The following is a 26,442-nucleotide window of genomic DNA, read 5'->3' on the forward strand; positions in this document are numbered from 1 at the left end:
GCCTGGCGCGAGAGCGACGATGGCCACGGCCTCCCCCTCCTCGTTCCTGAGCAGCGCGGCGCGGCGGATCCCGCCCATCCAGTGCCTGCTGACCTTCGAGGCACTGGCGCGCCTGCGCAGCGTGACGCAATCGGCCGACGAGCTGTGCGTGACGCCCAGCGCGGTGAGCCACCGCGTCAAGCAGCTCGAGCAGATCCTGGGCGTACGGCTGTTCGGCCGGGCCGATTTCTCGCTGACCACCGAGGGCAGCGCCTACCTGGCGCATGTGCGCGAGGGGCTGGGGGCGCTGCAGCGTTTTCCGGGCGCGGCGGCAGCGCCGGGCCGGCGCCGGCTCAAGCTCGCCGTGACGCCGACGTTTGCACGCACCATCCTGATCCCGCGCCTGCGCCAGTTCACCGAGGCCTACCCCGAGATCGACCTGGCGCTGCAGGTCTCCATCCCGCTCCTGGACGTGGTGGCCGAAGACGCCGACCTGATGGTGCGATTCGGCGCGGGCCACTATGCCGACGTGGAGCACGTGGAGCTGGCGCGCGACGTGGTCACCCCGCTGGCCTCGCCGGCCTTCGTGCGCGAGCACGGCCCCTTCGAGCGCCCCGAGGACCTGGAGGGTGTGGCGCTGCTGCGCAGCCCGCTGGAGCCCTGGCGCACCTGGTTCGGGGCCACCGGCCTGGACTGGTCCGAGCCAAGCGAGGGCTCGCAGTTCAACGACATCGGCCTGATGTGCGACGCCGCGGCGGCCGGCATGGGCGTGGCCCTGGTGCGCCTGAAGCTCGGGGCACCCTGGCTCGAGAACGGCACCCTGGTGCGCCTGTTCGACACCGACACCACCAGCCCCCACGCCCACTACCTGTGCTGGCGCACCGGCACCATGGACCGCTGGGAATGCGCGGCCTTTGCCGAATGGCTGCGCAAGATCATGGTGTGAGCTTGCTCATCCGCCCAGCACAACGCGAAGACGCCGCGGCCATCGCGCGCATCCACGTGGCGGCCTGGCAGGCGGCCTACGCGGGCATCATCGATGCCGCCTACCTGGCGGCCCTGTCCGCCGCCCAGCGCGAAACCTATTGGGCCCAGGCCATTGCCCAGGGCCGGCCCGGGCTGCTGCTGGCGCAGGACGGCGGCGGCGCCGTGACGGGCTGGATCGCCTTCGGCGACTGCCGCGATGCGGATGCCCCGGCGACCCGGGCAGAGGTCTGGGCGATCTATGTGGACCCGGCCTGCTGGTCGCAGGGCGCAGGCCAGGCGCTGTGGCAGCAGGCCCGGGTGCGGCTGCTGGAACAGGGCAAGGCCGAGGCCAGCCTGTGGGTGCTGGCCGCCAACCAGCGGGCCATCCGCTTCTATGCGGCGCTGGGCTTCGCGCCCGAGCCGGGGAGCGCCAGGACCATCACGGTGGCCGGAGCGCCGATTGACGAGCTGCGCCAGGTCTGCGCGCTGGCGCCGGGCGGTCCTGCCGGGCCTTGAACCGGATTTCACGCCGGCCCTCCAAAAATCTCACGGCGGCCGGCGCCGCCATGGCCTACAGTGGCGGCATGCAGACCGCCTCCCTTTCCTCCCTCGCAGCCAACGCCCCCACCGGGCCCACGCCAGCCGAGCGCGCAGCGCGCCAGGCCGAGGTGGTGCAGGCGCTGGCCCGCACCGTGCCGGCCCACGCCCTGCTCTGGCACGCCGAAGACACCACCCCCTACGAATGCGACGGGCTCACGGCCTACCGCCAGCGCCCGCTGGTGGTCTGCCTGCCCGAGACCTACGAGCAGGTGCAGGCCGTGCTGCAGGCCTGCCACCGGCTGCACGTGCCCGTGGTGGCCCGCGGCGCGGGCACGGGCCTGTCGGGCGGGGCCATGCCCGATGCCCTGGGGGTGACGCTCTCGCTGGCCAAGTTCAACCGCATCCTCAACGTGGACCCGGTGGCCCGCACGGCCCTGGTGCAGTGCGGCGTGCGCAACCTGGCCATCAGCGAGGCGGCCGCGCCCTACGGCCTGTACTACGCACCCGACCCGAGCAGCCAGATCGCCTGCACCATCGGCGGCAATGTGGCCGAGAACTCGGGCGGCGTGCACTGCCTCAAATACGGCCTCACGGTGCACAACGTGCTCAAGGTGCGCGGCTTCACCATCGAGGGCGAGGCCGTGGAGTTCGGCAGCGACGCGCTCGATGCGCCTGGCTACGACCTGCTGGCCGCCGTGATCGGCAGCGAGGGCATGCTGGCGGTGACCACCGAGGTCACGGTGCGGCTGATTCCCAAGCCGCAGCTGGCGCGCTGCATCATGGCCAGCTTCGACGACGTGCGCAAGGCCGGCGCCGCCGTGGCCGCGGTGATCGCGGCCGGCATCATCCCGGCAGGCCTGGAGATGATGGACAAGCCCATGACCGCCGCGGTGGAGGACTTCGTGCACGCGGGCTACGACCTCAACGCCGAGGCCATCCTGCTGTGCGAAAGCGACGGCACGCCCGAGGAAGTGGAGGAAGAAATCGGCCGCATGACCGAGGTGCTGCGCGCCGCGGGCGCCGTGGCCATCTCTGTGAGCCGCGACGAGGCCGAGCGCCTGCGCTTCTGGAGCGGGCGCAAGAACGCCTTCCCGGCCAGCGGCCGCATCAGCCCCGACTACATGTGCATGGACTCCACCATCCCGCGCAAGCGCCTGGCCGACATCCTGCTGGCCATCGCCGAGATGGAGAAAAAATACCAGCTGCGCTGCGCCAACGTGTTCCACGCGGGCGACGGCAACCTGCACCCGCTGATCCTGTTCGACGCGAACGACCCCGACCAGCTGCACCGCTGCGAACTCTTCGGCGCCGACATCCTGGAGACCAGCGTGGCCATGGGCGGCACGGTGACCGGCGAGCACGGCGTGGGCGTGGAGAAGCTCAACAGCATGTGCGTGCAGTTCAGCGCCGAGGAGAACGCGCAGATGGCCGGCCTCAAGCATGCGTTCGACCCGGCCGGGCTGCTCAACCCCGGCAAGGTCATCCCCACGCTGCACCGCTGTGCGGAGTACGGCAAGATGCTGGTGCGCGCGGGGCAGATCAAGCACCCCGATCTTCCCCGGTTTTGATGAAGCCCCCCCTGAGTCGCTTCGCGCCTTCACCCCTCTCTCGACCCGCTGCGCGAGTCGGGAGGGGGACGCTCCCAGCGCGGCGGGGCGGCCCTTGCGCGGGAGCACTGGCCTCGAGCGCGCCAGTCTCGCGCACCCTGGACGACACGAAGTGCATTGGCTAACTGGGATGCCATGCACGAGCAGCGGTCTGCCAATAACCCACAGGCACCCGGCCCCATGAAAGGCCTGCAAGGCCTGGCCTTTCTGCTGCTCATGCAGTCGGTCGGCGAGGCGCTGTCGCATTTTCTGCACCTGCCCGTGCCCGGCCCGGTGGTCGGCATGGTGCTGCTGCTCCTGGCGCTGCAATGGGGCCCGGTGCAGCGGGCCGTGGCACCGGCGGCAGGGTTTCTGCTCACCCACCTGTCGCTGCTGTTCGTGCCGGTGGGCGTGGGCGTGATGACGCACCTCGATCTGCTGGGCGCCTATGGGTTGCGCCTGGTGGTGGTGATCGTGCTGTCCACCTGGGCCGGCATGGCGGCCACGGTGCTCGTGCTGCGCCTGTTCAAGCCACGCCCGGAGACCCAGGAGGCTGGCGATGGCCAACTTCGTTGAGCTCTGGGTCTACCTCTCGCAGGCGCCGCTGTTCGGTCTCACGTCCACGCTGGCGGTGTACGTGCTGGCGCAGGCGTTTTCCGCGCGCATGGGCCATGCGGCCTGGGCCAATCCGGTGCTGTGGTCGGTGGTGGTGCTGGCCGGTGCGCTGCTGGCCACGGGCACGGCCTACCCCACCTTCTTTGCCGGGGCGCAGTTCATCCACTTCCTGCTCGGGCCCGCCGTGGTGGCCCTGGGCTGGCCGCTGTGGCTGCGCCGGGCCGAACTGCGCCTGCGCTGGGGCCGCCTGCTGCTGGCCGCCCTGGCCGGTGGCAGTGCAGCCGCCGCGAGTGCCGTGGGCCTGGGCTGGGCCATGGGCCTGCCGCCGGACATGCTGATGTCGCTGGCGCCCAAATCGGTCACCGCGCCCGTGGCCATGGGCGTGGCCGCGCAGATCGGCGGCGTGCCGGCGCTGGCGGCACTGTTCGCTGTGCTCACCGGCATGGTGGGCGCGCTCTCGGGACGCACCCTGTTCGGCTGGCTGCGCGTGGGCACCGACGCACCGGGCATGGTCGCCCGCGGCTTCGCCCTGGGCACGGCCTCGCACGGCATCGGTGCTGCCCAGGCGCTGCAGGACGATGCCGACGCAGGCGCCTATGCCGGCCTGGCACTGGGCCTGCAGGTGGTGCTGGCGGCCCTGCTGGTGCCGCTGGTGGCGAAGTTGTTCTGATCCCACCTCAGCGAGCAGCCGCCCGCCAGATCTCGCCCGCGTGCGACACGCCAAACAGCACCAGGCCGATCAGCCCGCCCACCACCGTGCCGTTGATGCGGATGTACTGCAGGTCCCGGCCGACCTGCAATTCGATGAGATCGGACATTTCCCGGGCATCCCAGCGCTGCACGGTGTCCTCGATGTGCTGCGCGATGAACGCGGACACCTCGGGCGCCAGCCCTTGGGCCCAGCGTTCCAGCCGCGCGCTGAGCGAGTCACGCAGGGCAGGATCGCCCGCCAGCGACTGGCCGAGCCAGCCGCCCATGGCCTGCACGTTGCGCGCCACGGCCGAATCGGGGTTGGCCAGGTCGCGGCGCAGCGCCGTGCGCATGCCCTGCCACAGCTCTTGCACGTAATGGCCCAGCGTGGCGTCGGTCTGCAGGTACTGGCGTATCTCGTCGGCCCGCTGCTGCCAGTCGGGGTCGGTCTGCAGGCGCTCGATGAGCCGCTGCACGGCCTCGTCGAAGCGCTCGCGCAGCTGGTGCTGCGGGTTGGCGGCCACCTCGGCAAGCAGCCCGGCGAGCGCGTTGGCCACCATCGCCGAGCCCTTGTCGCCCAGCCAGTCGGTAGGGAGCATCTTCTCCTTGACCGGGTGGTCCTTCTTGAGCCACTGCACGATGGTGCGCGCGATCAGGTCGCGCGTTTCCTCGCTCTGCAGCACGGTAATGAGCCGGGCCAGCCCATCATCGAGCAGGGCCTGGTGGCGGCCGTTGTGCGTGAGCGCGCCCAGCACCGTGGCCATGGTCTGCGACAGGTCGAGCTGCCCGATCAGCGTGCGCGCGGCGCGCTGAATGAAGCGCTCCACCTGCGCATCCTGCACGGCGTCGAGCCCGGCAGAGACCAGGCGCACCGCCTGCTGGCCCAGCAAGGCGGTGTTGCCCGGCGCCACCAGCCAATCGGCCACGCGCGCGACCGGGTCATGGCGCCGGATCAGCGCCACCAGCGAAGGCGCATCGAGGAACCTGTCGCGCACGAAGCCGGCCAGGTTGCGACCGATGCGGTCCTTGTTGCGCGCGATGATGGCCGTGTGCGGGATCGGCAGGCCCAGGGGGTGGCGGAACAGTGCCACCACGGCGAACCAGTCGGCCAGCGCGCCCACCATGGCCGCCTCGGCCACGGCTTTCAGGCAGTCCAGGGCCAGGCCCCGCTCCACCAGGCTGGTGCCGATGAACACCGCCGTGGCCAGCAACAGCAGGGCCAGGGCCTGCCGCTTGGCCCTGCGCAGCGCGGCGTGGGCGGCGTCCGCGTCGGTGGAAGATGCCATCGGGCGGCGCAGCAGCGCCGGTCAGGCTGCCGCAGCGATCTGGTCGAGCGCCTTGGACAGGTGGCCCACCGTGCGCTCCACGTTGTGCCACTTTTCCAGGCCGAACAGGCCGATGCGGAAGGTCTTGAAGTCCGGGCCCTCGTCGCACTGCAGCGGCACGCCGGCGGCGGTCTGCAGGCCGACCTCCATGAACTTCTTGCCGTTCTGGATGCCGGGGTCGGTGGTGTAGCTCACCACCACGCCCGGGGCCTTGTAGCCCTCGGCAGCCACGCTGGGGAAGCCCCTGGATTTGAGCAGTGCGCGTACCTTGGCGCCGAGTTCGATCTGTTCGTCGCGCACCTTGCCAAAGCCGTATTCGCGCGTCTCCAGCATCACCTCGCGCAGACGCACCAGCGCATCGGTGGGCATGGTCGTGTGGTAGGCGTGCTGGCCCTTTTCATAGCCCTCGGCGATCTGCATCCACTTCTTGAGGTCGCACGAGAAGCTGCTGCTGGTCGTGCCCTCGATGGCCTGGCGTGCGCGCTCGCTGAGCATGACCATGGCGCAGCAGGGCGAGCCGCTCCAGCCCTTTTGCGGGGCCGAGATCAGCACGTCCACGCCGGTGGCCTGCATGTCCACCCACATCGCGCCCGAGGCCACGCAGTCGAGCACGAACAGCGCACCCACCTCGTGCGCGGCCGCCGTCAGCGTGCGCAGGTAGTCGTCGGGCAGGATGATGCCGCTGGCGGTTTCCACGTGCGGGGCGAACACCACCTTGGGCCGTTCGGCGCGGATCGCCGCGGCCACTTCGTCGGCCGGGCACGGCGCCCAGGGCGCCTGCGGGCCGTCGCCCTGCTTGCGTGCCTTGCACACCACGGCACCGCCGCCCAGGCCACCGGCCGCGTCGAAGATCTGGCTCCAGCGGTAGCTGAACCAGCCGTTGCGCACGATGAGCACCTTCTCGTTGTTGGCAAACTGGCGCGCCACGGCCTCCATGCCGAAGGTGCCGCTGCCGGGCACGAGCACGGCCGTGTGGGCGTTGTAGACCTGCTTGAGCGTGGCCAGGATGTCCTGCATCACGCCGGTGAAGCGCTTGGACATGTGGTTGAGCGCGCGGTCGGTGTAGACCACCGAGAATTCGAGCAGGCCATCGGGATCGATATCGGGCAGCAGTCCGGGCATGGGAAAAGTCTCCATTGGAAGGGGCACAGGGCAGCACGCGACCATTCGGCCGCAGGCGCCTCCATCAGCCGGCCAGCTTAGCATGGCCCCTTCACACCGATGGGGTCACCAGGTATCCACAAAGCGGTGCCCCATGGGCGCGACCTGGGCCGATGCCAGCCCCCGCGCCAGCCAGGCGCGGGTCTCGGCCGGATCGATCACCGCGTCGATCTCCAGCGTGGCCGCCATGTGCAGGGCCTCGCCATTGGCGTACTGGCGTGCCACGAGCTTCTGGAACAGGGCGTCGCGCTCCACGCCTTCGGGCACGGCTTCGAGCTCCTTGCGAAAGCCCAGGCGCACGGCGCCTTCGAGCCCCATGGCACCGAACTCGCCAGTGGGCCAGGCCACGGTGAACACCGGGGCGTGGAAGCCCCCGGCGGTCATGCCCATGGCACCCAGGCCATAGCCCTTGCGCAGCACCACGCTGAAGTAGGGCACGCGCAGGCTCGCGGCGGTCACGAACAGGCGGCTCACATGGCGCACCTGCGCCGTGGCCTCCACCTCGGGGCCGACCATGAAACCGGGCGTGTCCACCAGGCTCACCAGCGGCAGGCCATGCGCGTTGCACAGCTGCATGAAGCGCGCACCCTTGTCGGCCGCATCGGCGTCGATGGCGCCACCCAGGTGCAGCGGGTTGCTGGCCAGGACGCCCACAGGCCGCCCCTCGATGCGCGCCAGCGCCGTGTGGATGCCGGCACCGAAACCGGTGCGCAGCACCAGCAGGCTGCCTTCGTCCACCAGGCCCGCGATGGCGGCGCGCGTGTCGTACACGCGCAGCCGGTTCTCGGGCACCACCCTGCGCAGCAGGTGCTGGTCGGGCGCCGACCACTGCGCCAGGCGCCCCTGGAAGAACGACAGGTAGTGCCGCGCCGCATGCACCGCGCCGGCCTCGTCGTCCACCAGCACATCGATCACGCCGTTCGCGTGCTGCACGTGGCTCGGGCCGATCTGCTCGGGCTTGAAGACGCCAAGCCCTCCGCCCTCGACCATGGCCGGTCCGCCCATGCCGATGTTGGCGCTGCGCGTGGCAATGACCACGTCGCTGCAGCCGAGCAGCGCCGCATTGCCGGCAAAGCAGCGCCCTGCCGCAATGCCGACCACGGGCACCTGGCCCGAGAGCGCGGCATAGCTGGCAAAGGTGTGCACGTGCAAACCCGCTACCACCGGCATGTCGGTGTCGCCGGGCCGGCCGCCGCCGCCTTCGGCGAACAGCACCACGGGCAGCTTCTGCGCCAGGGCAATGCCCAGCATGCGGTCCGTCTTGGCGTGGTTGCGCGCGCCCTGCGTGCCGGCCAGCACCGTGGCGTCATAGGACATGACGACCGCGCGCGATTTCTCGGGCCCGAAGTCGGCCCCATTGATGCCGCCGATGCCCGTTACCATGCCGTCGGCCGGCGTGTTGGCGACCAGGTCCTCCAGGCTGCGCCGGCGCGTCTGCGCGGCAATGGCCAGCGCACCGTATTCGATGAAGCTGCCCTCGTCGCACAGGTCAGCGATGTTTTCGCGCGCGCTGCGCCCGCCCTGCGCGCGGCGCTTGGCCATGGCCTCGGGGCGCGCGGCGTCGAGCGTGAAGGCATGGCGATCGCGCACGCGCTGCAGGTCGGGGCGGATGTGGTCGGCGCCCTGCGCTGCAGCGCCCTCCTCCACCGCGGCCTGCGCACCCTCCACAGGTTCCAGCACCAGCAGCGGCTGGCCCTGCACCAGGTAGCCGCCCGCCGCTGCGAGCAAAGCACGCACCCGGCCCGCCTGCGGCGCCAGCAGCACATGCTCCATCTTCATGGCTTCGAGCACGGCCAGCTCCGCCCCGGCGGCCACCACATCGCCCTCGGCCACGGCCAGCTGCACCAGCCGCGCAGGCATGGGCGCCAGCACCGCCCCTTCGGGTGCGGATCCGGGCTGCGCAGTTTCCTGGCCTGCCACCGCGGCCAGGGGTTCATCCGACAGGTGGCCCGCCGCCGCCAGCAGCTCGGGCAAGACCGTTTCCAGCCAGCGCGTGTGCACCTGCTGGCTGTCCATCTCGGGCCGTACGGCCAGCGCGCGCAGCAGCGCCACATTGGTCGCCACGCCGCCAATGCGGCACTCGGCCAGCGCGCGCTGGGAGCGCCGCAGCACGTCGCTGAAGCGGGGGCCGCGCGTGTGCACGATGAGCTTGGCCAGCAATGTGTCGTAGTGCGGCGAGGGGGCCACACCCGCCACGCCGTGCGTGTCCACACGGATGCCGGGGCCGGCCGGCAGGTCGAAGCGCGTGAGCGGACCGCTGCCTGGCACGGCACCGCCCTGCGCATCCAGGGTCTCGGCGTTGATGCGCCACTGCAGCGCAAAGCCCTGGACTGCAGGTGGCGCATCGGGGTCGAGCCCCAGCTTACGCAGGCTTGTGCCCGCGGCCAGCGCGATCTGGGTCTGCACCAGGTCCACGCCCGTGACCTCCTCGGTGATGGTGTGCTCCACCTGCAGGCGCGGGTTGGCCTCGATGAAGACGAAGGGCAGCGCATCGGACGCCAGGTCCACCAGGAACTCGAAGGTGCCCAGGCCCTCGTAGGCCACCTCGCGCGCCATGGCCAGCGCGGCGGCCACGATGCGCTCGCGCAGCAGTGCGGGCAGCGAGGGGCTGGGCGCCACCTCCACCACCTTCTGGAAGCGCCGCTGCAGCGTGCACTCGCGCTCGCCCAGGGCCATCACCTCGCGCCCGTCGCCCAGCACCTGCACCTCGATGTGGCGCGCACCGGCCATCAGCCGCTCGACGTAGACGCCCTCGACACCGAAGGCGGCCAGCGCCTCGCTGCGGCAGCGCGCATAGGCCACCGGCAGTTCGTCGGCCGACTGCACCGCACGCATGCCGCGCCCGCCGCCGCCGCCGATGGCCTTGACCACGATGCCCGCGCCGCCCTGCGCCTGCCAGAACTGCTGAGCCTCCTCCAGCGTGACGGCGGCCTGCGTGCCCGGCATCAGCGGCACGCCGCAGCGCAGTGCCAGGGCGCGCGCCTGTGCCTTGTCGCCGAACAGCGCCAGTTGCTCCGGCGTGGGGCCGATGAAGCGCAGCCCGGCCTCGGCGCAAGCGCGCGCGAAGTCGGCGCGTTCGCTGAGGAAGCCATAGCCCGGGTGCACGGCATCGCAGCCCTGCGCAAGCGCAATGGCAATGAGGTTCGCGCCATCCAGGTAGGCAGCGGGGCCCGTGGCCCCCAAGGCCACCGCCGCATCGGCAGCGCGCACATGGGGCGCCTGCGCATCGTCCTGCGCATACACGGCCACGCTGGCGATGGACAGGTCCTGCAGCGCACGCACGGTGCGCAGGGCGATCTCGCCGCGGTTGGCGATCAGGACTTTGTGGAACAGCGGTGAATTCATCGGAGTCGTTCTTGCAGACGGTTTCAGGGAATGTCGCGCAGCAGGCGGCGCAGCACCTTGCCGGCGCCCGTGGCGGGCAGCGCATCGATGAAACGCACCTCGCGCGGGGTCTTGTAGGGCGCCATGTTCTCGCGTGCCCAGGCCACCAGGGTGGCGGCATCCACCTCCTGGCCGGGCTTCGTCACGATGAAGGCGCGCACCACCTCGCCCTTCTCGGCATCGGCCACGCCGATCACGGCGGCCTGCGCCACCGCGGGGTGCTTGATGAGCAGGGTCTCGACCTCTTCGGGAAACACGCTGTAGCCCGAGACCTTGATCATCTCCTTGAAGCGGCCGATGAAGGTCAGGTAGCCGTCGGCATCCATGCGCCCCATGTCGCCGGTGTGCACCCAGCCATTGCGCAGGGTCTGCGCCGTGGCGTCGGGCTTGTTCCAGTAGCCCTTGAAGTTGCCAGGCCCATGGATGGTGATCTCGCCGACCTCGCCGGCCGGCAGCGGCGCGCCGGTCTCCGGGTCGATGATGCGGATGGTGTTGCCCGGAACGGGCTTGCCGTGCGCGCCCCAGCGGATCGCATCGTGCGGCATGTAGGTGTCCACCGTGTGCGTCTCCGACAGGCCGTAGGACGCCTCGAACGAGGTGCAGTTCGGGGCAAACTCCTTCCACTGCTGCGCCAGCGCCTCGGTGAAGGTGATGCCGAAGCTCGTGACGGGGTTCCTGCGCAGCGCGCTCCAGTCCATGGCCCGTGCGCCGGGCACCTGCATGAGGGCGCCGTTCATGGGCGCGATGCTGTACCACCAGCTCACCCGGTGGCGCTCGAGCGCCTGGGCAATGCCCAGGGGGTCGAAGCGGTACAGCAGCACCGTCGTGGCCCCGGTGTAGATGGGCAGGTTCACGCCCATCACCATGCCGGCGATGTGGTACAGCGGCGCCACGTCCAGCAGCACGTCGTCGCCGCGCGCACCGTTGCATTCGGCCGATGCGGCGGTCTTGAAGCTGGCATTGCCATAGGTCAGCATGGCGCCCTTGGGCAGGCCCGTGGTGCCCGAGGTGTAGGTCATCAGCGCCACGTCGTCCATGCCGATGGCCACCGGGACGGGCGTGCCACCCGCGCGCGCCACGGCCATGAAGTCCTCGCAGCCCTGGGGCACGGGAGCCGACGCCGCCTGCATGGCCAGCAGCTCGGCCGGCACGTCGATGCTGGGGGCGTCGGGAAGCAGCTCGCCATAGCGCACGGCGAAGACATGGGCCAGGTCCGTCGTCGCGCGCACCTTGTCGACCACGGGCAGCAGCACATCGGCCGCCACGATCACGCGGGCCTTCAGGTCCGACAGCTGGTACTGCAGCTCGTGCTCCTTGTTGAGCGGCCCGCAGGGGCAGACGATGGCGCCGATCTTCTGGATGCCGTAGTGCGCCATCACGTACTGCGGGCAGTTGTTCATGAACAGCGCCACCGGCTCGCCCTGGCGCACCCCGAGCGCCTGCAGCCGCGCAGCGAAGGCGTCGCTGGCCGCATCGATCTCGGCCCAGGTGATGGGCCGGCCGTACCAGAGGTAGGCGGTCCGGTCGGGAGTGGCGCGCGCATGGCGGCGCAGGTGTTCGTGCAGCGGCAGCAGCGGCGTTGCGGTATCGGGCATGCGTTGTCTCCAAGGTGTCTGCAATCGCTGGTTCACGGGGGCATCCAAGGGTTTTCGATAGGGCGCCCCACCCGCCAGCGTCTTGCCAATATATACCCGTGGGTAGAACAATGCTACCCATGGGTATAAATCAACCGTCGCGCAAAGGACACCGATGAACCAGCAGGTTCCCGTGCAGGCCACTGGCCGGCAAAAGGCCGCCACGGCCGGGTCGGACGAGAAGCGCGAGCGCATCCTGCGCGCCGCCGAAGCGCTGTTCGACGCCCAGGGCTATGCCAACACCACCATCGAGCAGATCGTGCAGAAGCTGGGCGTGACCAAGCCCTTTGTCTACTACTACTTCCGCAACAAGCAGGAGATCTTCGAGACCCTGTGCTGGACGCCCGCCGTGGCCTGCTTCACGGCCATGGATTTCGCCGAGGGCGACACCCGCCCCGCGCACGAGAAGGTGACCGCAGGCATCGAGCGGCTGATCCACGCCACGCTCGCGCACCACCCGGCGGCCTTTTTCCCCTACCGCGAACCCCAGGTCTACCGCCCCGAGTACCTGGCGGCGCAAAAGCAGCTGGCCAACCATTTCTACGACCGGCTCTGCGCCCTGCTCGAAGAGGGCCGACGGGACGGCATGTTCGAGTTCAACGACACCAAGATCACGGCCCTGGCGGCCTGCAGCCTGCCAGGCTTTCTCTACAACTGGTACAGGCCAAATGGTCGCCTGCCGGCCGACGGGGTGGCACGGGAGCTGGCCACCCTGGCCTACCGGGTGCTGGGCCTGCGCACCCGGCGCCGGGCTGCGCACTGAGCCCCCGCCCCCATCAGGCCCCCGGCGCCCACCGTTTTTCCAGAACACAAGAAAGCGAGACCCGCATGCACCGCCTTTTGCGTTCCCTGATGACGACGAAGCCCGTGGCCGCCGGCGCGGCCCTGCTGTGCGCCGCCGCCCCGGCGCTGGCGCAGGAGACCTTCAAGGTCGCCTACATCGACCCGCTCTCGGGTCCGTTCGCCAATGTGGGCGAGCTCATGCTCACCCACACGCAGTACGCCATCGAGGACATCAACGCCAAGGGCGGCGTGCTCAAGGGGGTCAAGCTGCAGCTGCTGCAGTTCGACAGCAAGCTCTCGGCCCAGGAGAGCCAGAGCGCGCTGCAGGCAGCCATCGACCAGGGCGCGCGCGCCATCGTCACGGGCGGCTCGGGCTCGTCCGTGGTCACGGCGCTGGTGCAGGCGGCTGCGCGCCACAACCAGCGCAACCCGGGCAAGGAGATCCTGGTGCTCAACCACTCCTCCATCGACCCCGAACTCACGGGCAAAGCCTGCAGCTTCTGGCATTTCCAGTTCGATGCCAACACGGCCATGAAGATGAAGGCCATCGCCAACTACATCAAGAAGCAACCGGACATCAAGAAGGTGTTCCTGCTCAACCAGGATTACGCGCACGGCAAGCAGTGGGCGCACTATGGCCGCGAGATGGTGGGCCTGGCCCGGCCCGACATCCAGTTCGTCGGCGAAAGCCTGCACCCCATCGGCCGCGTCAAGGACTTTTCGCCCTATGTGTCCAAGGTCAAGGGCAGCGAGGCCGATTCGGTCATCACCGGCAACTGGGGGCAGGACATGGTGCTGCTGCTCAAGGCCGCTGGCGATGCGGGCTACAACCTGCGCTACTTCAACCACAGCGCCGGCGCGGTGCCCGGCACCGTGCTGGCTGTCTCGCAGGCCAAACTCGGCCAGCTGACCTGGGTGGCCGAATGGCACCCGGGCCAGGCCGACAGCGCCAGGACGGATGCCCTGGCCAAGGCCTACAAGGCCAAGACCGGCAAGGACTTCCTCGCGCCGCGCATCGACATGACGCCGCGCTTCCTGGCCGCCGCCATCCACAAGGCCCAGTCGACCGACCCGGTGAAGGTGGCCCGCGCGCTCGAAGACCTGACCGTGGACACCGTGGTCGGCCCGATTCGCATGCGCGGCGAAGACCACCAGCTGCTGCTGCCCCAGGTGGTCAACACCATCACCCCGGTGGACGGCAAGGCCGTGAAGACCGGCTGGGAAGGCACGAACTACGGCTTTCGCACCGATGCCGTCTACACCGGCAACGAACTGGCCCAGGGCACGGAGTGCAAGATGGCCAGGCCTTGAGTACAGGCCGGGGGCGCCCGGCTTGCCCGTACGGCAGCAACTGCCATGGGCCGCGGCTACCATGGCGGCCATAGCCCAGAACCCGAGGAAACCGCCCCATGCCCGACTTTCGCAGCGACACCGTCACCCAGCCCACGCCCGCCATGCGCGCGGCCATGTTCGATGCCCCGCTGGGCGACGATGTGTTCGGTGACGACCCTTCCGTGAACGCGCTGCAGGACTACGCAGCACAGCTGCTGGGTTTCGAGGCCGCACTGTTCGCCCCCTCGGGCACGCAGACCAACCTGATCGCCCTGTGGGGCCACTGCCAGCGCGGTGACGAGGCCATCGTCGGCCAGAGCTGGCACACCTACCGCTGGGAGGCCGGCGGCATGGCGGTGCTGGGCTCCATCCAGCCCCAGCCCGTGGAGACCCAGCCCGACGGCACGCTGCGCCTGGCCGACATCGCGGCCGCCATCAAGCCCGACGACCCGCACTTCGCGCGCACCCGCCTGGTGGTGCTGGAGAACACCACGGGCGGCCAGGTGCTGCCCCCGGCCTATGTGGCCGAGGTCTCGGTCCTGGCACGCCAGCGCGGCCTGGCCATGCACCTGGATGGCGCACGCATGTTCAACGCTGCCACGGCCAATGCCGCCCGGGCAGGCAGCGACGTGTACGACGAAGCCCGCGCCCTGTGCAGCCATTTCGACTCGGCCTCGCTGTGCCTGAGCAAGGGGCTGGGCGCCCCCATCGGCTCGCTGGTGCTGGGCAGCCAGGATTTCATCCGCCAGGCGCGCCGCACGCGCAAGATCCTGGGCGGCGGCATGCGCCAGGCCGGCGTGCTGGCCGCGGCCGGCCGCTATGCGCTGGAACACCACGTGCGCCGAATGGCCGACGACCACGCCCGCCTGGCCCGGCTGGCCGAGGGCCTGGCCGAGGCCAACCGCAGCCATCCCGTGCTCCAGGGCAAGATCACCGTCCACCCCTGGCAGACCAACATTTTGTTCACCGACCTGCACACGGAGGTCGCCCCCGCCTTCACGGCCTGGCTGGCGCAGCACGGCGTGCGCGTGACCAGCGGCCTCTACGCGGGCCAGACCCGGCTGCGCTGGGTGACCCACCTCGACGTCAGCGACGCCGACATCAAGGCCGCGCTCGATTGCGTGGCCATCTTCACCGGCGGCTGAGCCCCCGGCTTCAGGCAGCGGGGTACACCCGCCCGCCGAAGATGCCGGTGCCGACCCGCACCAGGGTGCTGCCGGCGTGGATTGCGGCCTCGAGGTCGGCCGTCATGCCCATCGACAGGGTGTCGAAACCCGCCAGGCCGGGCACGCCGCTGGCCTGGATTTGCAGGAAAAGGTGCTGGGCGCGCAGGTGCAGTTCCTTCTGGGTCTCGAAATCCGGCGCATGGTCGGGGATGCTCATGAGCCCGCGCACCGCAAGCCGTGGCAGTTTAGCCACAGCTTGCACCAGGGCCAGGGCCTCTTGCGGCGGCACGCCGGCCTTGGTATCGCCACCGTCCACGTTGACCTGGATGCACACCTGCAGCGGTGCCAAGTGTTCCGGGCGCTGGGCCGACAGGCGCTCGGCGATCTTCAACCGGTCCACCGTGTGTGCCCAGTCGAAGTGTTCGGCCACCAGGCGCGTCTTGTTGCTCTGGATGGGCCCGATGCAGTGCCATTGCAGGCTGGCGGGCGATAGCTGGCGCAGGGCGACCACCTTCTCCACGCCCTCCTGGATGTAGTTTTCGCCAAAGGCCCGCTGGCCCGCGGCCACGGCCTCGGCCACCGCGTCGGAACCGAAGGTCTTGGAAACCGCCAGCAGCGCCACCCCGGCCGGATCGCGCCCGGCTGCGGCGCAGGCCTGTGCAATCCTGCCCATAACCTGTTGGAGGTTGTTATCAATCGTGGTCATAATGATTGGCAAGCGTACCAAACGATAGAGGGGATCCCGTGGACATTACCCAGCTGCTGGCGTTCAGCGTCAAGAACAAGGCTTCCGACCTGCACCTCTCCGCAGGTCTGCCGCCCATGATCCGGGTCCACGGGGATGTGCGCCGCATCAACGTGGACGCGCTGGACCACAAAACGGTCCACGGCATGGTGTACGACATCATGAGCGACTCCCAGCGAAAGACCTATGAGGAATTTCTGGAAGTCGACTTCTCGTTCGAAATCGAAGGCCTGGCGCGTTTCCGCGTCAACGCATTCAACCAGAACCGCGGCGCCGCCGCCGTGTTCCGGACCATTCCGAGCAAGATCCTGACGCTGGAGCAGCTCAATGCCCCCAAGATCTTCGGCGACCTGGCCCTGAAGCCGCGTGGCCTGGTGCTGGTGACCGGGCCGACCGGCTCGGGCAAGTCCACGACGCTGGCGGCCATGGTCAACTACCTCAACGAAACCGAGTACGGCCACATCCTCACGGTGGAAGACCCGATCGAGTTCGTGCACGAGTCCAAGAAGTGCCTGATCAACCAGCGCGAAGTCGGCCCGATGACGCTGTCCTTCGCCGCCGCGCTGAAATCCGCACTGCGCGAAGACCCGGACGCCATCCTGGTGGGTGAAATGCGCGACCTGGAAACCATCCGCCTGGCCATGACGGCGGCGGAAACCGGCCACTTGGTCTTTGGCACGCTGCACACCTCGAGCGCCGCCAAGACCATCGACCGGATCATCGACGTGTTCCCCGCCGAAGAAAAGGAAATGGTCCGCGCGATGCTCTCCGAATCGCTGCAGGCCGTGATCTCGCAGACCCTGTGCAAGACCAAGGACGGCTCGGGCCGCGTCGCCGCGCACGAGATCATGCTGGGCACCAGCGCCATCCGCAACCTGATCCGCGAGGCCAAGGTGGCGCAGATGTACTCCACCATCCAGACCAGCAACAGCGTGGGCATGCAGACGCTGGACCAGAACCTCACCGACATGGTGCGCCGCAACATCATCAGCCCGGCCGAAGCGCGCGGCAAGGCCAAGATCCCCGAAAACTTCCCCGGCTGATCTCAGCACGGGTGAGCACACACTGACAGAAGACACTGCGGCGCAGCGCGCCGCACTCGGAGCAAATTATGAAAGGCATTCTCGGCCTTCTGCGCATGAAGTCGATCGGCAACAAGCCGGCCGAGGACAACACCGATTCGGTGCTGTTCTCGACGGCCTTTGCCGGCCAGGGCGTGGACGACTCCATGCTGGTGCCCTGGGAGGCCCGTGCCGTGGAGGTGGGCGCCAAGCGCCTGCCCACGAGCCGTGGCGGCAAGCTGCTGCAGGGGCTGTGGGCCAAGGACAAGTACATGGCCCACCTGGACAAGGACGCCGTGGAGCGCATGGAGCGCTTTTTCGAATTTGCCGCCATCCCCTCCAACCGCGACGTGATCCGCCAGGACGAGTACGGCAACTTCATGGTGGTGCTGCTCACTGGCACCATTGCCGTGGACCGTGTGCAGCCCTGGGGCGAGCACCTGCGCCTGGCCGAGACGCGGCCCGGCGACATCCTGGGCGAAATGTCCCTGTTGGACAGCGGTATCCGCTTCTCCGCCTGTACCACGCTCACCGACTGCGAGATCGCCGTGCTGAGCGCCGAAGCCATGGACGACATGATGTCCAAGGACCCCCAATTGGCTGCCAGCCTGATTGCGCTGCTGGCCCGCAAGCTGTCGTTGCGCCTGCGCGTGGTGAGTGCCCGCCTGAGCGACGGCAACCAGAAATGACAATGACCGTCCGGCAGACCAGGACCGCAAGGGAGAAACTCTGATGGAACGCGATCAGGCCAGTAAATTCATCAACGACCTGCTCAAGCTGATGGTCAGCCGCAATGGCAGCGACTTGTTCATCACGGCAGAGTTTCCACCGGCCATCAAGGTCGACGGCAAGGTGACCAAGGTGTCGCCCCAGCCGCTCACGCCCACCCACACGCTCACGCTGGCGCGAGCCGTCATGAGCGACAAGCAGGTGGCGGACTTCGAGCGCACCAAGGAGTGCAATTTCGCGATCTCGCCGGCCGGCATCGGCCGCTTCCGGGTGAATGCCTTCATCCAGCAGGGCAAGGTTGGCATGGTGATGCGGACGATTCCGCTCACGCTGCCCACCATCGACGGCCTGGGTGTGCCGCAGGTGCTCAAGGAAGTGACGATGACCAAGCGCGGCCTGTGCATCCTGGTGGGTGCCACGGGCTCGGGCAAGTCGACCACGCTGGCCGCCATGGTGGACTGGCGCAACGAGAACTCCTTCGGCCACATCATCACGGTCGAGGACCCGATCGAATTCGTGCACCCGCACAAGAACTGCGTGGTCACGCAGCGCGAGGTGGGCCTGGATACCGACACCTGGGAAGCCGCCCTCAAGAACACGCTGCGCCAGGCGCCCGATGTCATCTTGATGGGCGAAATCCGCGACCGCGAGACCATGGAGCACGCCGTGGCGTTCGCCGAAACCGGCCACTTGTGTCTGGCCACGCTGCACGCCAACAGCGCCAACCAGGCGCTGGACCGGATCATCAACTTCTTCCCCGAAGAACGCCGCGCGCAGCTGCTGATGGACCTGTCGCTGAACCTGCGTGCCCTGGTCTCCCAGCGCCTGATCCCCAAGCAGGATGGCAAGGGCCGTGCCGCGGCCGTGGAGATCATGCTCAACACCCCGCTGATCTCGGACCTGATCTTCAAGGGCGATGTCTCCGAGATCAAGGAAATCATGAAGAAGAGCCGCAACCTGGGCATGCAGACCTTCGACCAGGCGCTGTTCGACGCCTACGAGGCGAATGTGATCAGCTACGAAGACGCGCTGCGCAACGCCGACTCGCTCAACGACCTGCGCCTGCAGATCAAGCTCAACAGCCAGCGCGCCAAGTCGCCCGACCTGGCCCAGGGCACCGAGCACTTCGCGATCGTCTGACGCCCCGGACTGCCGCAGAAGCCACCGCACACACTCTCGCCCGCCCTTCTGGGCGGGCTTTTTTTCTTCCCGACCAGCCCATCCTTTCTTCCTCCCATGCCAAGCACCAACCCCCGCAGCTACGACGCCACCCCTTCCCGCAAGGTCGCCTTCCTGGGCCTGGGCGTGATGGGCTACCCCATGGCCGGCCACCTGGCCCTGGCCGGGCATGAAGTCACCGTGTACAACCGCACTGCGGCCAAGTCGCTCGCCTGGTGCGAGGAGTTCGCCACCAGCAAGGCCCCGCGCCATGCCGCCACCCCGCGCGAAGCCGCGGCAGGCGCCGACATCGTGTTCTGCTGCGTGGGCAATGACGACGACCTGCGCTCGGTCACCCTCGGTGCCGACGGCGCCTTTGCGAGCATGCAGGCCGGCGCCATCTTCGTGGACCACACCACGGCATCGGCCGAAGTGGCGCGCGCGCTGTACGCTGCGGCCCAGGCCGCGGGCCTGCAGTTCGTCGATGCGCCAGTGTCGGGCGGCCAGGCGGGTGCGCAGAACGGCCAGCTCACGGTGATGTGCGGTGGCGATGCCGCTGCCTTCGATGCCGTCCGCCCCGTGGCCCTGGCCTTTGCACGCGCCTTCACGCTGCTGGGCGCCAGCGGCTCGGGCCAGCTGGCGAAGATGGTCAACCAGATCTGCATCGCCGGGCTGGTGCAGGGCCTGTCCGAGGCCGTGGCCTTCGGCCAGAACGCGGGCCTGGACATGAAGCAGGTGCTCGACGTGATCGGCAAGGGCGCCGCCCAGAGCTGGCAGATGGACAACCGCGGCAAGACCATGGTCGACGACAAGTTCGACTTCGGCTTTGCCGTGGACTGGATGCGCAAGGACCTGGGCCTGGTGCTCGACGAGGCCCGCCGCAACGGCTCGCGCGTGCCCGTCACCGCGCTGGTGGACCAGTTCTATGCCGACGTGCAGGGCCTGGGCGGCAACCGCTGGGATACGTCGAGCCTGATCAAACGCTTGAAGTGAAGCCCCCCTGAGGCGCTTCGCGCCATCCCCCGGAGGGGGACGCCCCCAGTGCGGCGGGGCGGCCCTTGCACGGGGGCGCTGGTGTTGGTCGCGCCAGTTGCGAAAGTCCCGCCGCCGTCAGGGATCAGAGCGATCGGGCGGGCGCGGTGTCGGTGGTGACCGGCGCGGGGGTCGGCGAGTTGCGGCGCAGCTCTTCTTCGGTGACGATCTCGAACACGCGCACGACCTTGCTCACGCCGCTCACGCCACGGGAGATCTCGGTGGCGCGGCCGGCTTCGCGCTGGGTGACGCGGCCCATCAGGTAGACGATGTTGCGCTCGGTCACCACCTTGAAGGCGTTGGCCGAGATATCGGCCGCGTCGACGAAGCTGGCGCGCACCTTGCCGGTGATGACGGTGTCGTTGGAGCGCTGGCCCAGCGAGGTGTTGGGCAGCACGGCCAGGTCATTGACCACCGAACGCACGTTGTCCACGCCGGTCACGATGCGCTCGACGGTTTCGCGGTCCTGGGCGCTGGCCACTTCGCCGGTCAGCAGGGCCTGGCGGTTGTAGCTGGTCACGTTCACATGGGCGCGGTCGCCCAGCGCCTCGCGGATGCGGTTGGCTGCGCGCAGCTCGATGCCTTCGTCCTCGACCTGGGTGCCCGTCGTGCGGCGGTCCACAGCCATCATGCTGCCCACCACGGCGCCCCCGACGATCAGCGGGGCGCAGGCCGAAAGGCCGGCTGCCAGGGCGGCAGCGGCCAGGGCCGTGCAGAGGGTGCGGTTCATGGTTTGCTTCATAGCGGTATCTCCTGTTCACCAAGTAACTGGGCGTCCACGCCATCGCACAGGCAGTGCAGCACCAGGGCGTGGACCTCGCGCACGCGGGCGGCGCGGTCATGCGGCACGCTGATCAGCACATCGGTTTCGCGCAGCACGGCTGCCAGCTGGCCGCCGTTGCGGCCGGTGAGCACCACCACGGTCATGTCGCGCTCGTGCGCGGCCTCGGTCGCCGCCAGCAGGTTGGCCTCGTTGCCACTGACCGACAGGGCCAGCAACAGGTCGCCCGCCTGGCCCAGTGCCCGCACCTGGCGGGCAAATTGCTGGGAGCCCTGGTCCTGCGCGCCACCCGGCCCGGCCGTCAGCAGCGTGCTGTCGGCGGTGAGGGCCAGGGCGGCCAGCTCGGGGCGCTCGCGCTCGAAGCCGGCCACGCAGAAGGCGGCGAACTGCTGCGCCTCGGCGGCCGAGGGGCCGTTGCCGCAGGCCAGCACCTTGCCGCCGCTGGTCACGCAGGCCAGCATGGCGTGCACTGCCGCAGCAATGGGGGTGCTCAGGGTCTGGGCCGCCTGGTATTTCAGGTCGGCGCTGTCGATGAAGTGCTGTTGGATGCGTTGCTCAAGCATGGAGGCCCGATGATACCCGCCGCGTGTTACAGCTTTTGCCGCAAATTTTGTAGCAAAGGGTTTAGGCTGCACCGGGGGTTGCGCCCCGGGCGCCGATGGGAACTTTGCAGCTCACTGCGCGTCGAACGCCGCCTTGAGCCATTGCACCTGGGCTTCCTCGACCAGCACGACGTCAAAGCGGCACGGCGGTGGCGCAGCCAGGCGCATCAGGTAGTGCCGCGCCGCCAGTACGATGCGCTGCTGCTTGACGGCGCCGATGCTCGCCCCGGCGCCGCCGAAGGCCTGGCTGGCACGGCTGCGCACTTCCACGAAGACGGTGGTGCCATCGCGCTCGCACATCACCAGGTCGATCTCGCCCCCGCCGCGCCCGGGCGTCCGATAATTGCGCGTGAGCAGGCGCAACCCGGCGGCCTGCAGGTGCGCCAGTGCGCGGTCTTCCGCCACCACGCCCTGCTGCCGGGTGGTGTTTCCAGCCACGGCGGGCGCCGGCTTGTCTGCGGCCTGCCTTTTTCCAAGTCCAAGGAATTTCATTGAGCGCCTCTTTCGCTTCCGCCCTCGACGCCGCGCGCGATGCAGCGGCTGCGCAGCATTATCCGCAGGGGGCCCTGTACGTGGTGGCCACGCCCATCGGCAACCTGGCCGACATCACCCTGCGTGCGCTGCACGTCCTGCAGCTGGCCGACACCGTGGCCTGCGAGGACACGCGCCACACCCAGTCCCTGCTGCGCGCCTATGGCATCGACAAAAGCGCCTCGCAGCTGCTCGCCGTGCACCAGCACAACGAAGCCGAGGCCGCGCAGAACGTGGTGCAGCGGCTGCACGAGGGCCAGCGCGTGGCCTATGTGAGCGACGCCGGCACCCCCGGCGTGAGCGACCCGGGTGCCCGCCTGGTGGCTGCCGTGCAGGCCGCGGGCCTGCGCGCCCTGCCCCTGCCCGGCGCCAGCAGCATCACCACCGCACTCAGTGTGGCCGGCGCGGTGGCGCACAGTGCCGAGCACGGTGGCTTTGTGTTTGCGGGCTTCCTGCCGGTAAAGAATGCCGAGCGCGCGGCCACCATCGGGCACCTGGCCGGCGAGGCACGCTGCGTGGTGCTGCTCGAAGCGCCCCACCGCATCGGTGAGCTCGCACAGGCCCTGGCGGTGCTGGGCGAGCGCCCGGTGACCCTGGCGCGCGAGCTGACCAAGCAGTTCGAAGAAGTCACCACCCAGCCTGCGCAGGCACTCACTGCCTGGTTCGACGGCGCACCGCAGCGCTCGCGCGGTGAATTCGTGGTGCTGCTGCACCCCGTTCCGGTGGCCGCAGATGACGGCGAAAGCCTGCGCGTGTTGCGCCTGCTGCTGGCCGAGCTGCCGCTCAAGACCGCCGTGCGCCTGGCCGCCGAGATCACGGGCGCATCGCGCAACGTGCTCTACGACACGGCGCTGGACTGGAAAAAGGGCGAGAAGGAAGGCGCCGAGGGCTGAAAGCTCAGCGCCCCGACACCGCCAGGCCTGCCGCCACGCCGCCGAACAGATCGCCTTCGACCTGGGGCGTTTCCGGGAAGGCCCGGCGCAAAGCTTCGCGCAGCGGGCGCAGCGCGGACGAGCCCCCGGTCAGGTAGATCGCATCCGGCCCGCGCGGTGCGAGGCCGGCGAACTGCACGCACTCCTGCGCGCAGGCCACCACCTGCTCCAGCGGCGAAGCCAGGTGCTGCGCAAGCCCTTCGGGGGTGACAGCGGAGTCCAGCGCGGGCTCGATCCAGCCCAGGTCCATGGGGGCCGCGGCATCCGACAGCGAGGCCGCGATCTTGGCCTGCTCCACCGTATTGGCCATGCGGTGGCCCAGGCGCTCGTTGAGTACCGTCATCAGCCGCGCATGCAGGCGCTGGTTGGCATAGTCGGTGCGCAGGTTCTGGGCGTCGCGCAGCGCCTTGGGCGCGTACAGCCACTGGATCAGGTGCCAGGTCGAGAGGTCGAAGAACACGCGGTTGGGCACTTCGCGCCCGCTCGGCCCCAGGTGCCGATAGCCCAGCATCGGCATCAGCAGCTCCAGGCTCAGGCGCCGGTCGAAGTCGGTGCCGCCCACATGCACGCCTGTCGTGGCCAGCACGTCGGCAGCACGGTCGGCACCGAGCGCCAGGCGCTCGGGCCCCAGCCGCACCACGGTGAAGTCCGAGGTGCCGCCGCCGATGTCCACCACCAGCACCAGCGACTCGCGGCTGATGCGCTGCTCGTAGTCGAGCGCCGCGGCCATGGGCTCGAACTGGAAGGACACGTTCTGGAAACCCGCGTCCAGTGCCGCCTTGCGCAGCGATTCCTCGGCCTGCTGGTCGCGCGCCAGATCATCGTCCACGAAGTGCACGGGCCGCCCCATGATCACCTGGGCCGGCATGGCGCCCAGGGCTTCGGTGGCCTTGGCCGCCAGCATGCACAGGAACAGGCCGATGATGTCCTGGTAGCTCATGAGCTGGTTGTGCACCGCCGTCTTGTCCTGCAGCAGCGCGCTGCCCAGCAGGCTCTTGAGCGAGCGCATCAGCCGCCCTTCGGTGCCCGCCAGGTACTGGCCGACGGCGTCGCGGCCGAAGTGCGTGCGGTGGTCCTCGGCGTTGAAGAACAGCGCCGTGGGCAAGGTGACACCCTGCCCCTCCAGCGCGATCATGCGGGCGGGCGAGCGGCCCTGGCGCACGGCCATGGCCGAGTTGGAGGTGCCAAAGTCAATGCCGAGGGTGGTGTCCTTCAGGAGGGGCATGGGGATCGAAGAGGGAGAAAGAAGCAAGGAACAGAAAGCGAAAGCGGCGCAGCCGGGTGCGCGCGGAGCGAAGGCGGCGGGGCCTTGCGCAAGGGGAGCGGGATTGTGCCATGGCGCAGCAAGCCCCTGGGGCAGGCGCCCATGGCGGCCTCAGGGGGTCGGTGCCGGCGCGATCATGGCCGGTACCGCCGCGCGCATGGCGGACACGAAGCGCAGCAGGCGCGACGGGTAGAAGCGGGCATGCGGATAGACCAGGTACATCGGCAACGGCGCGGGCTGCCATTGGGGGGCCAGATGCACCAGGGCCCCCTGGGCCAGTTCCTGATGCATCAGCCAGGCCGAGCCCGCACAGGCCCCGAGCCCCCGCTTTGCCGCACTGCGCAGGGCATACAGGCTGTCGGTGCTCATCCGCGGGCGAAAGGCAATGCGGCGCGTTTCTCCTGTGGCGGCATGGGTCAGCGCCAGCTCATTGCGGTAGTAGGTCTGCAGGGCCAGCCAGGGCAGCCCTGCCAGCCCGTCTGGATCGTGGGGAATGGCGCCGCCCGCACCCAGCAAGGAAGGCGCGCACACCACGATGCGCGGCACCTCGGCCAGGCGGATGGCCACCACGGCCGGATCGGCCGGCTCACCGACCTGGATGGCGCAGTCGATGCCCGCGCCGATGAAGTCGCGCACATCGTCCTGGAGCAGCCATTCGACCGACACGCGCGGGTGCGCGCCCAGGAACTGCGCCAGCGGCCCCACGAACATCTCCTGCCCGAAGGCATGCGGCATGGCCACGCGCAGCGTGCCTTCGGGTTCTTCCTGCGCGCCGCGCAGGTCGGCCTCGAAGGACGCCCAGTTCGCCAACAGCTCCTTGGCCCGCTGGTAGCAGCGCTCTCCATCCACCGTGAGGCGCATGGTGTGGGTTGTGCGCTGCAGCAGGCGCACCCCCAGGGACTGTTCCAGCGCCTGCAGGCGGCGGCTCACCGTGGGCTGGGTGGCGTGCATCTGCGCCGCGGCGGCCGACAGGCTGCCGGCTTCGACGATGCGCACAAAGGTTTCCATCCACTGCAGGCGATTGCCCAGTGCGCTGCGGGAGCCTGCCTGGAGCGGCGCGCCGGTGGACTGTGCTTCTGGTGGTGCTGTCATGCGTCCAGCGTATATCCAAAGTACAAATCATCCTACTACCAAGAGAACGCTGCAGGAATCACACTTCGCCCAGGTCATTCCCAAGGGTTAACACCATGTTTTTCATGCAAAAAACGGATGCCTTGAGCGGCATCGCGCCTGGCAGCCCCAGGTCGGCAACGCAGGCCCCGGCGCTTCCCGCCGCCCTGGTGCTGCTGCTCGCCGCCGGTGCCGGCCTGGGCGTGGCCTCGCTCTACTACAGCCAGCCCATGCTGGGCGTGCTGGGGGCGGACATCGGCGCCCCCGGCCAGGCTGTGGGATGGGTACCCACGCTCACGCAACTCGGTTATGCGCTGGGCATCCTGCTGCTCGCGCCGCTCGGGGACCGCTTCGACCGGCGCCGCATCATCCTCGCCAAGGCCACCGCGCTGGTGGGCGCGCTGCTGCTCGCCGCGGCAGCGCCCTCCATCGGCGTGCTGCTGGCTGCCAGCCTGGCCATCGGCATCACCGCCACCCTGGCGCAGGACATCGTGCCCGCCGCCGCCACGCTGGCGCCTGCCGCCCACCGCGGCAAGGTGGTGGGCACGGTGATGACCGGCCTGCTGCTGGGCATTTTGCTGTCGCGCGTGGTCAGCGGCTTCGTGGCAGAACAGTTCGGCTGGCGCACCGTGTTTGTGGCCGCAGCGGCCAGCGTGGCGGCCATGGGCCTGGCCACATGGCGCGGCCTGCCGCGTTTTCAGCCCACCACCCAACTGCCGTATGTCCAGTTGCTGGCCTCGCTGGCCACGCTGTGGCAGCGCCATCCCGGCCTGCGGCGCGCCACGCTGGCGCAAGGCCTGCTTTCGGTGGGGTTCAGCGCCTTCTGGTCCACGCTGGCGGTGATGTTGCATGGCGCACCATTCCACCTGGGCAGTACCGCCGCCGGTGCCTTTGGCCTGGCCGGTGCGGCCGGCGCACTGGCGGCGCCCCTGGCTGGCCGGCTGGCCGATCGCCGCGGGCCGGAACTCGTCACCCGCCTGGGCGCGGGCCTGGCCGCCCTGTCCTTCGCCGCGATGGCGCTGGCACCCTGGATGTGCCCCACCGCCCAGTTGTGCCTGCTGGTGGTGTGCGCCATCGGTTTCGACCTCGGCGTGCAGGCCGCGCTGATCGCGCACCAGACCCTGGTCTATGGCATCGACCCGGGTGCCCGCAGCCGGCTCAATGCCGTGTTGATGGCGGGCATGTTCACCGGCATGGCGACCGGTGCGGCCCTGGGCAGCCTGCTGCTGGCCCAATGGGGCTGGATGGGCGTGGCGCTGCTGGCCACGGCAGCCAGCCTGGCGGCCCTGGCCGTGCGCCTGTGGGCCCCTGCCCGGGCCGCCTGAGGCAGACCGCG

The 26,442-nt window shown here is 69.4% G+C and carries 24 protein-coding genes; 14 read left to right on the forward strand and 10 right to left on the reverse strand.

Annotation, left to right across the window (positions count from 1 at the left end; translation table 11 throughout):
- The first annotated feature begins 19 nt into the window (after positions 1 to 19).
- From AC07PA_RS08900 to AC07PA_RS08920, 5 genes are all read left to right on the forward strand, one after another.
- The gene (locus AC07PA_RS08900) at positions 20 to 925 is read left to right on the forward strand and encodes a LysR substrate-binding domain-containing protein (RefSeq protein WP_007856008.1); all 906 of its coding nucleotides are present in this window, start codon (positions 20 to 22) and stop codon (positions 923 to 925) included.
- Positions 922 to 1,461: a GNAT family N-acetyltransferase gene (locus tag AC07PA_RS08905; protein WP_238541853.1), complete on the forward strand. Its 540-nt coding sequence runs from the start codon at positions 922 to 924 to the stop codon at positions 1,459 to 1,461. Before AC07PA_RS08900 ends, AC07PA_RS08905 begins: the two co-directional genes overlap by 4 nt.
- A gap of 68 nt (positions 1,462 to 1,529) precedes the next feature.
- Complete coding sequence (locus AC07PA_RS08910) at positions 1,530 to 3,053, forward strand: FAD-linked oxidase C-terminal domain-containing protein (protein WP_494609172.1); 1,524 nt, start codon at positions 1,530 to 1,532, stop codon at positions 3,051 to 3,053.
- Positions 3,054 to 3,272: 219 nt separating this feature from the next.
- Complete coding sequence (locus AC07PA_RS08915; protein ID WP_494609171.1) at positions 3,273 to 3,647, forward strand: CidA/LrgA family protein; 375 nt, start codon at positions 3,273 to 3,275, stop codon at positions 3,645 to 3,647.
- Entirely contained in the window at positions 3,631 to 4,356 is a 726-nt protein-coding gene (locus tag AC07PA_RS08920) for an LrgB family protein (RefSeq protein ID WP_494609170.1), read from the forward strand. Before AC07PA_RS08915 ends, AC07PA_RS08920 begins: the two co-directional genes overlap by 17 nt.
- 7 nt (positions 4,357 to 4,363) lie before the next feature.
- Here AC07PA_RS08920 and AC07PA_RS08925 read toward each other — a convergent pair whose 3' ends face one another.
- The 4 genes from AC07PA_RS08925 to AC07PA_RS08940 form a co-directional block, all read right to left on the reverse strand.
- Positions 4,364 to 5,662 carry a DUF445 domain-containing protein gene (locus AC07PA_RS08925; RefSeq protein WP_494609169.1) on the reverse strand — a complete coding sequence of 433 codons (1,299 nt, stop codon included), beginning with the start codon at positions 5,660 to 5,662 and terminating at the stop codon, positions 4,364 to 4,366.
- Between the two features lie 21 nt (positions 5,663 to 5,683).
- A complete protein-coding gene (locus tag AC07PA_RS08930) occupies positions 5,684 to 6,823 on the reverse strand; it encodes an aminotransferase class V-fold PLP-dependent enzyme (RefSeq protein WP_494609168.1) in 1,140 nt (379 codons plus the stop codon).
- Between the two features lie 105 nt (positions 6,824 to 6,928).
- Positions 6,929 to 10,195, reverse strand: a complete 3,267-nt coding sequence (locus AC07PA_RS08935) for an acetyl-CoA carboxylase family protein (protein ID WP_494609250.1) — start codon at positions 10,193 to 10,195, stop codon at positions 6,929 to 6,931.
- 35 nt (positions 10,196 to 10,230) lie between these two features.
- The gene (locus AC07PA_RS08940) at positions 10,231 to 11,841 is read right to left on the reverse strand and encodes an AMP-binding protein (protein ID WP_494609167.1); all 1,611 of its coding nucleotides are present in this window, start codon (positions 11,839 to 11,841) and stop codon (positions 10,231 to 10,233) included.
- 154 nt (positions 11,842 to 11,995) lie between these two features.
- On the opposite strand from AC07PA_RS08940, the gene AC07PA_RS08945 reads away from it, so the two are divergent.
- The 3 genes from AC07PA_RS08945 (at position 11,996) to ltaE (ending at position 15,140) form a co-directional block, all read left to right on the forward strand.
- Positions 11,996 to 12,643, forward strand: coding sequence for a TetR/AcrR family transcriptional regulator (locus AC07PA_RS08945; RefSeq protein WP_494609166.1), 648 nt, complete (start codon positions 11,996 to 11,998; stop codon positions 12,641 to 12,643).
- A gap of 89 nt (positions 12,644 to 12,732) precedes the next feature.
- The gene (locus AC07PA_RS08950) at positions 12,733 to 13,974 is read left to right on the forward strand and encodes a branched-chain amino acid ABC transporter substrate-binding protein (protein WP_494609165.1); all 1,242 of its coding nucleotides are present in this window, start codon (positions 12,733 to 12,735) and stop codon (positions 13,972 to 13,974) included.
- Between the two features lie 98 nt (positions 13,975 to 14,072).
- The gene (ltaE, locus tag AC07PA_RS08955) at positions 14,073 to 15,140 is read left to right on the forward strand and encodes a low-specificity L-threonine aldolase (protein ID WP_494609164.1); all 1,068 of its coding nucleotides are present in this window, start codon (positions 14,073 to 14,075) and stop codon (positions 15,138 to 15,140) included.
- 10 nt (positions 15,141 to 15,150) lie between these two features.
- On the opposite strand, the gene AC07PA_RS08960 is transcribed toward ltaE, so the two are convergent.
- The gene (locus tag AC07PA_RS08960; RefSeq protein WP_007855994.1) at positions 15,151 to 15,867 is read right to left on the reverse strand and encodes a YggS family pyridoxal phosphate-dependent enzyme; all 717 of its coding nucleotides are present in this window, start codon (positions 15,865 to 15,867) and stop codon (positions 15,151 to 15,153) included.
- Positions 15,868 to 15,905: 38 nt separating this feature from the next.
- On the opposite strand from AC07PA_RS08960, the gene AC07PA_RS08965 reads away from it, so the two are divergent.
- From AC07PA_RS08965 to AC07PA_RS08980, 4 genes are all read left to right on the forward strand, one after another.
- Complete coding sequence (locus AC07PA_RS08965; RefSeq protein ID WP_007855993.1) at positions 15,906 to 16,949, forward strand: type IV pilus twitching motility protein PilT; 1,044 nt, start codon at positions 15,906 to 15,908, stop codon at positions 16,947 to 16,949.
- A 68-nt stretch (positions 16,950 to 17,017) separates the two neighbouring features.
- Positions 17,018 to 17,656, forward strand: coding sequence for a cyclic nucleotide-binding domain-containing protein (locus AC07PA_RS08970; RefSeq protein WP_007855992.1), 639 nt, complete (start codon positions 17,018 to 17,020; stop codon positions 17,654 to 17,656).
- Positions 17,657 to 17,699: 43 nt separating this feature from the next.
- Positions 17,700 to 18,836 carry a PilT/PilU family type 4a pilus ATPase gene (locus tag AC07PA_RS08975; protein WP_007855987.1) on the forward strand — a complete coding sequence of 379 codons (1,137 nt, stop codon included), beginning with the start codon at positions 17,700 to 17,702 and terminating at the stop codon, positions 18,834 to 18,836.
- Between the two features lie 96 nt (positions 18,837 to 18,932).
- Positions 18,933 to 19,847 carry an NAD(P)-dependent oxidoreductase gene (locus AC07PA_RS08980; RefSeq protein WP_494609163.1) on the forward strand — a complete coding sequence of 305 codons (915 nt, stop codon included), beginning with the start codon at positions 18,933 to 18,935 and terminating at the stop codon, positions 19,845 to 19,847.
- Positions 19,848 to 19,971: 124 nt separating this feature from the next.
- Here AC07PA_RS08980 and AC07PA_RS08985 read toward each other — a convergent pair whose 3' ends face one another.
- The 3 genes from AC07PA_RS08985 to AC07PA_RS08995 form a co-directional block, all read right to left on the reverse strand.
- A complete protein-coding gene (locus AC07PA_RS08985) occupies positions 19,972 to 20,628 on the reverse strand; it encodes a BON domain-containing protein (protein ID WP_007849996.1) in 657 nt (218 codons plus the stop codon).
- A complete protein-coding gene (locus tag AC07PA_RS08990; protein ID WP_007849999.1) occupies positions 20,625 to 21,230 on the reverse strand; it encodes an SIS domain-containing protein in 606 nt (201 codons plus the stop codon). Before AC07PA_RS08990 ends, AC07PA_RS08985 begins: the two co-directional genes overlap by 4 nt.
- 111 nt (positions 21,231 to 21,341) lie before the next feature.
- Complete coding sequence (locus AC07PA_RS08995; RefSeq protein WP_035202263.1) at positions 21,342 to 21,761, reverse strand: YraN family protein; 420 nt, start codon at positions 21,759 to 21,761, stop codon at positions 21,342 to 21,344.
- Here AC07PA_RS08995 and rsmI point away from each other — a divergent pair.
- Positions 21,761 to 22,693: a 16S rRNA (cytidine(1402)-2'-O)-methyltransferase gene (rsmI, locus tag AC07PA_RS09000; protein WP_494609162.1), complete on the forward strand. Its 933-nt coding sequence runs from the start codon at positions 21,761 to 21,763 to the stop codon at positions 22,691 to 22,693. The genes AC07PA_RS08995 and rsmI overlap by 1 nt on opposite strands.
- A gap of 4 nt (positions 22,694 to 22,697) precedes the next feature.
- Here rsmI and AC07PA_RS09005 read toward each other — a convergent pair whose 3' ends face one another.
- Complete coding sequence (locus tag AC07PA_RS09005) at positions 22,698 to 23,957, reverse strand: Hsp70 family protein (protein ID WP_494609161.1); 1,260 nt, start codon at positions 23,955 to 23,957, stop codon at positions 22,698 to 22,700.
- A 150-nt stretch (positions 23,958 to 24,107) separates the two neighbouring features.
- Positions 24,108 to 25,004: a LysR family transcriptional regulator gene (locus tag AC07PA_RS09010; protein ID WP_494609248.1), complete on the reverse strand. Its 897-nt coding sequence runs from the start codon at positions 25,002 to 25,004 to the stop codon at positions 24,108 to 24,110.
- Positions 25,005 to 25,183: 179 nt separating this feature from the next.
- On the opposite strand from AC07PA_RS09010, the gene AC07PA_RS09015 reads away from it, so the two are divergent.
- Positions 25,184 to 26,431: an MFS transporter gene (locus AC07PA_RS09015; RefSeq protein WP_494609160.1), complete on the forward strand. Its 1,248-nt coding sequence runs from the start codon at positions 25,184 to 25,186 to the stop codon at positions 26,429 to 26,431.
- Positions 26,432 to 26,442: the final 11 nt, after the last annotated feature.

It is taken from the genome of Acidovorax sp. GW821-FHT09B03 (assembly GCF_059418305.1).

Excerpts from the sequence above, each read along its gene's own strand:
- AC07PA_RS08900 (WP_007856008.1), top strand. The coding sequence starts at position 20 with ATGGCCACGGCCTCCCCCTCCTCGTTCCTGAGCAGCGCGGCGCGGCGG.
- AC07PA_RS08910 (WP_494609172.1), top strand. The coding sequence starts at position 1,530 with ATGCAGACCGCCTCCCTTTCCTCCCTCGCAGCCAACGCCCCCACCGGG.
- AC07PA_RS08915 (WP_494609171.1), top strand. The coding sequence starts at position 3,273 with ATGAAAGGCCTGCAAGGCCTGGCCTTTCTGCTGCTCATGCAGTCGGTC.
- AC07PA_RS08920 (WP_494609170.1), top strand. The coding sequence starts at position 3,631 with ATGGCCAACTTCGTTGAGCTCTGGGTCTACCTCTCGCAGGCGCCGCTG.
- AC07PA_RS08925 (WP_494609169.1), bottom strand. The coding sequence starts at position 5,662 with ATGGCATCTTCCACCGACGCGGACGCCGCCCACGCCGCGCTGCGCAGG.
- AC07PA_RS08930 (WP_494609168.1), bottom strand. The coding sequence starts at position 6,823 with ATGCCCGGACTGCTGCCCGATATCGATCCCGATGGCCTGCTCGAATTC.
- AC07PA_RS08940 (WP_494609167.1), bottom strand. The coding sequence starts at position 11,841 with ATGCCCGATACCGCAACGCCGCTGCTGCCGCTGCACGAACACCTGCGC.
- AC07PA_RS08945 (WP_494609166.1), top strand. The coding sequence starts at position 11,996 with ATGAACCAGCAGGTTCCCGTGCAGGCCACTGGCCGGCAAAAGGCCGCC.
- AC07PA_RS08950 (WP_494609165.1), top strand. The coding sequence starts at position 12,733 with ATGACGACGAAGCCCGTGGCCGCCGGCGCGGCCCTGCTGTGCGCCGCC.
- ltaE (WP_494609164.1), top strand. The coding sequence starts at position 14,073 with ATGCCCGACTTTCGCAGCGACACCGTCACCCAGCCCACGCCCGCCATG.
- AC07PA_RS08960 (WP_007855994.1), bottom strand. The coding sequence starts at position 15,867 with ATGACCACGATTGATAACAACCTCCAACAGGTTATGGGCAGGATTGCA.
- AC07PA_RS08970 (WP_007855992.1), top strand. The coding sequence starts at position 17,018 with ATGAAAGGCATTCTCGGCCTTCTGCGCATGAAGTCGATCGGCAACAAG.
- AC07PA_RS08975 (WP_007855987.1), top strand. The coding sequence starts at position 17,700 with ATGGAACGCGATCAGGCCAGTAAATTCATCAACGACCTGCTCAAGCTG.
- AC07PA_RS08980 (WP_494609163.1), top strand. The coding sequence starts at position 18,933 with ATGCCAAGCACCAACCCCCGCAGCTACGACGCCACCCCTTCCCGCAAG.
- AC07PA_RS08985 (WP_007849996.1), bottom strand. The coding sequence starts at position 20,628 with ATGAAGCAAACCATGAACCGCACCCTCTGCACGGCCCTGGCCGCTGCC.
- AC07PA_RS08990 (WP_007849999.1), bottom strand. The coding sequence starts at position 21,230 with ATGCTTGAGCAACGCATCCAACAGCACTTCATCGACAGCGCCGACCTG.
- AC07PA_RS08995 (WP_035202263.1), bottom strand. The coding sequence starts at position 21,761 with ATGAAATTCCTTGGACTTGGAAAAAGGCAGGCCGCAGACAAGCCGGCG.
- AC07PA_RS09005 (WP_494609161.1), bottom strand. The coding sequence starts at position 23,957 with ATGCCCCTCCTGAAGGACACCACCCTCGGCATTGACTTTGGCACCTCC.
- AC07PA_RS09010 (WP_494609248.1), bottom strand. The coding sequence starts at position 25,004 with ATGGAAACCTTTGTGCGCATCGTCGAAGCCGGCAGCCTGTCGGCCGCC.
- AC07PA_RS09015 (WP_494609160.1), top strand. The coding sequence starts at position 25,184 with ATGTTTTTCATGCAAAAAACGGATGCCTTGAGCGGCATCGCGCCTGGC.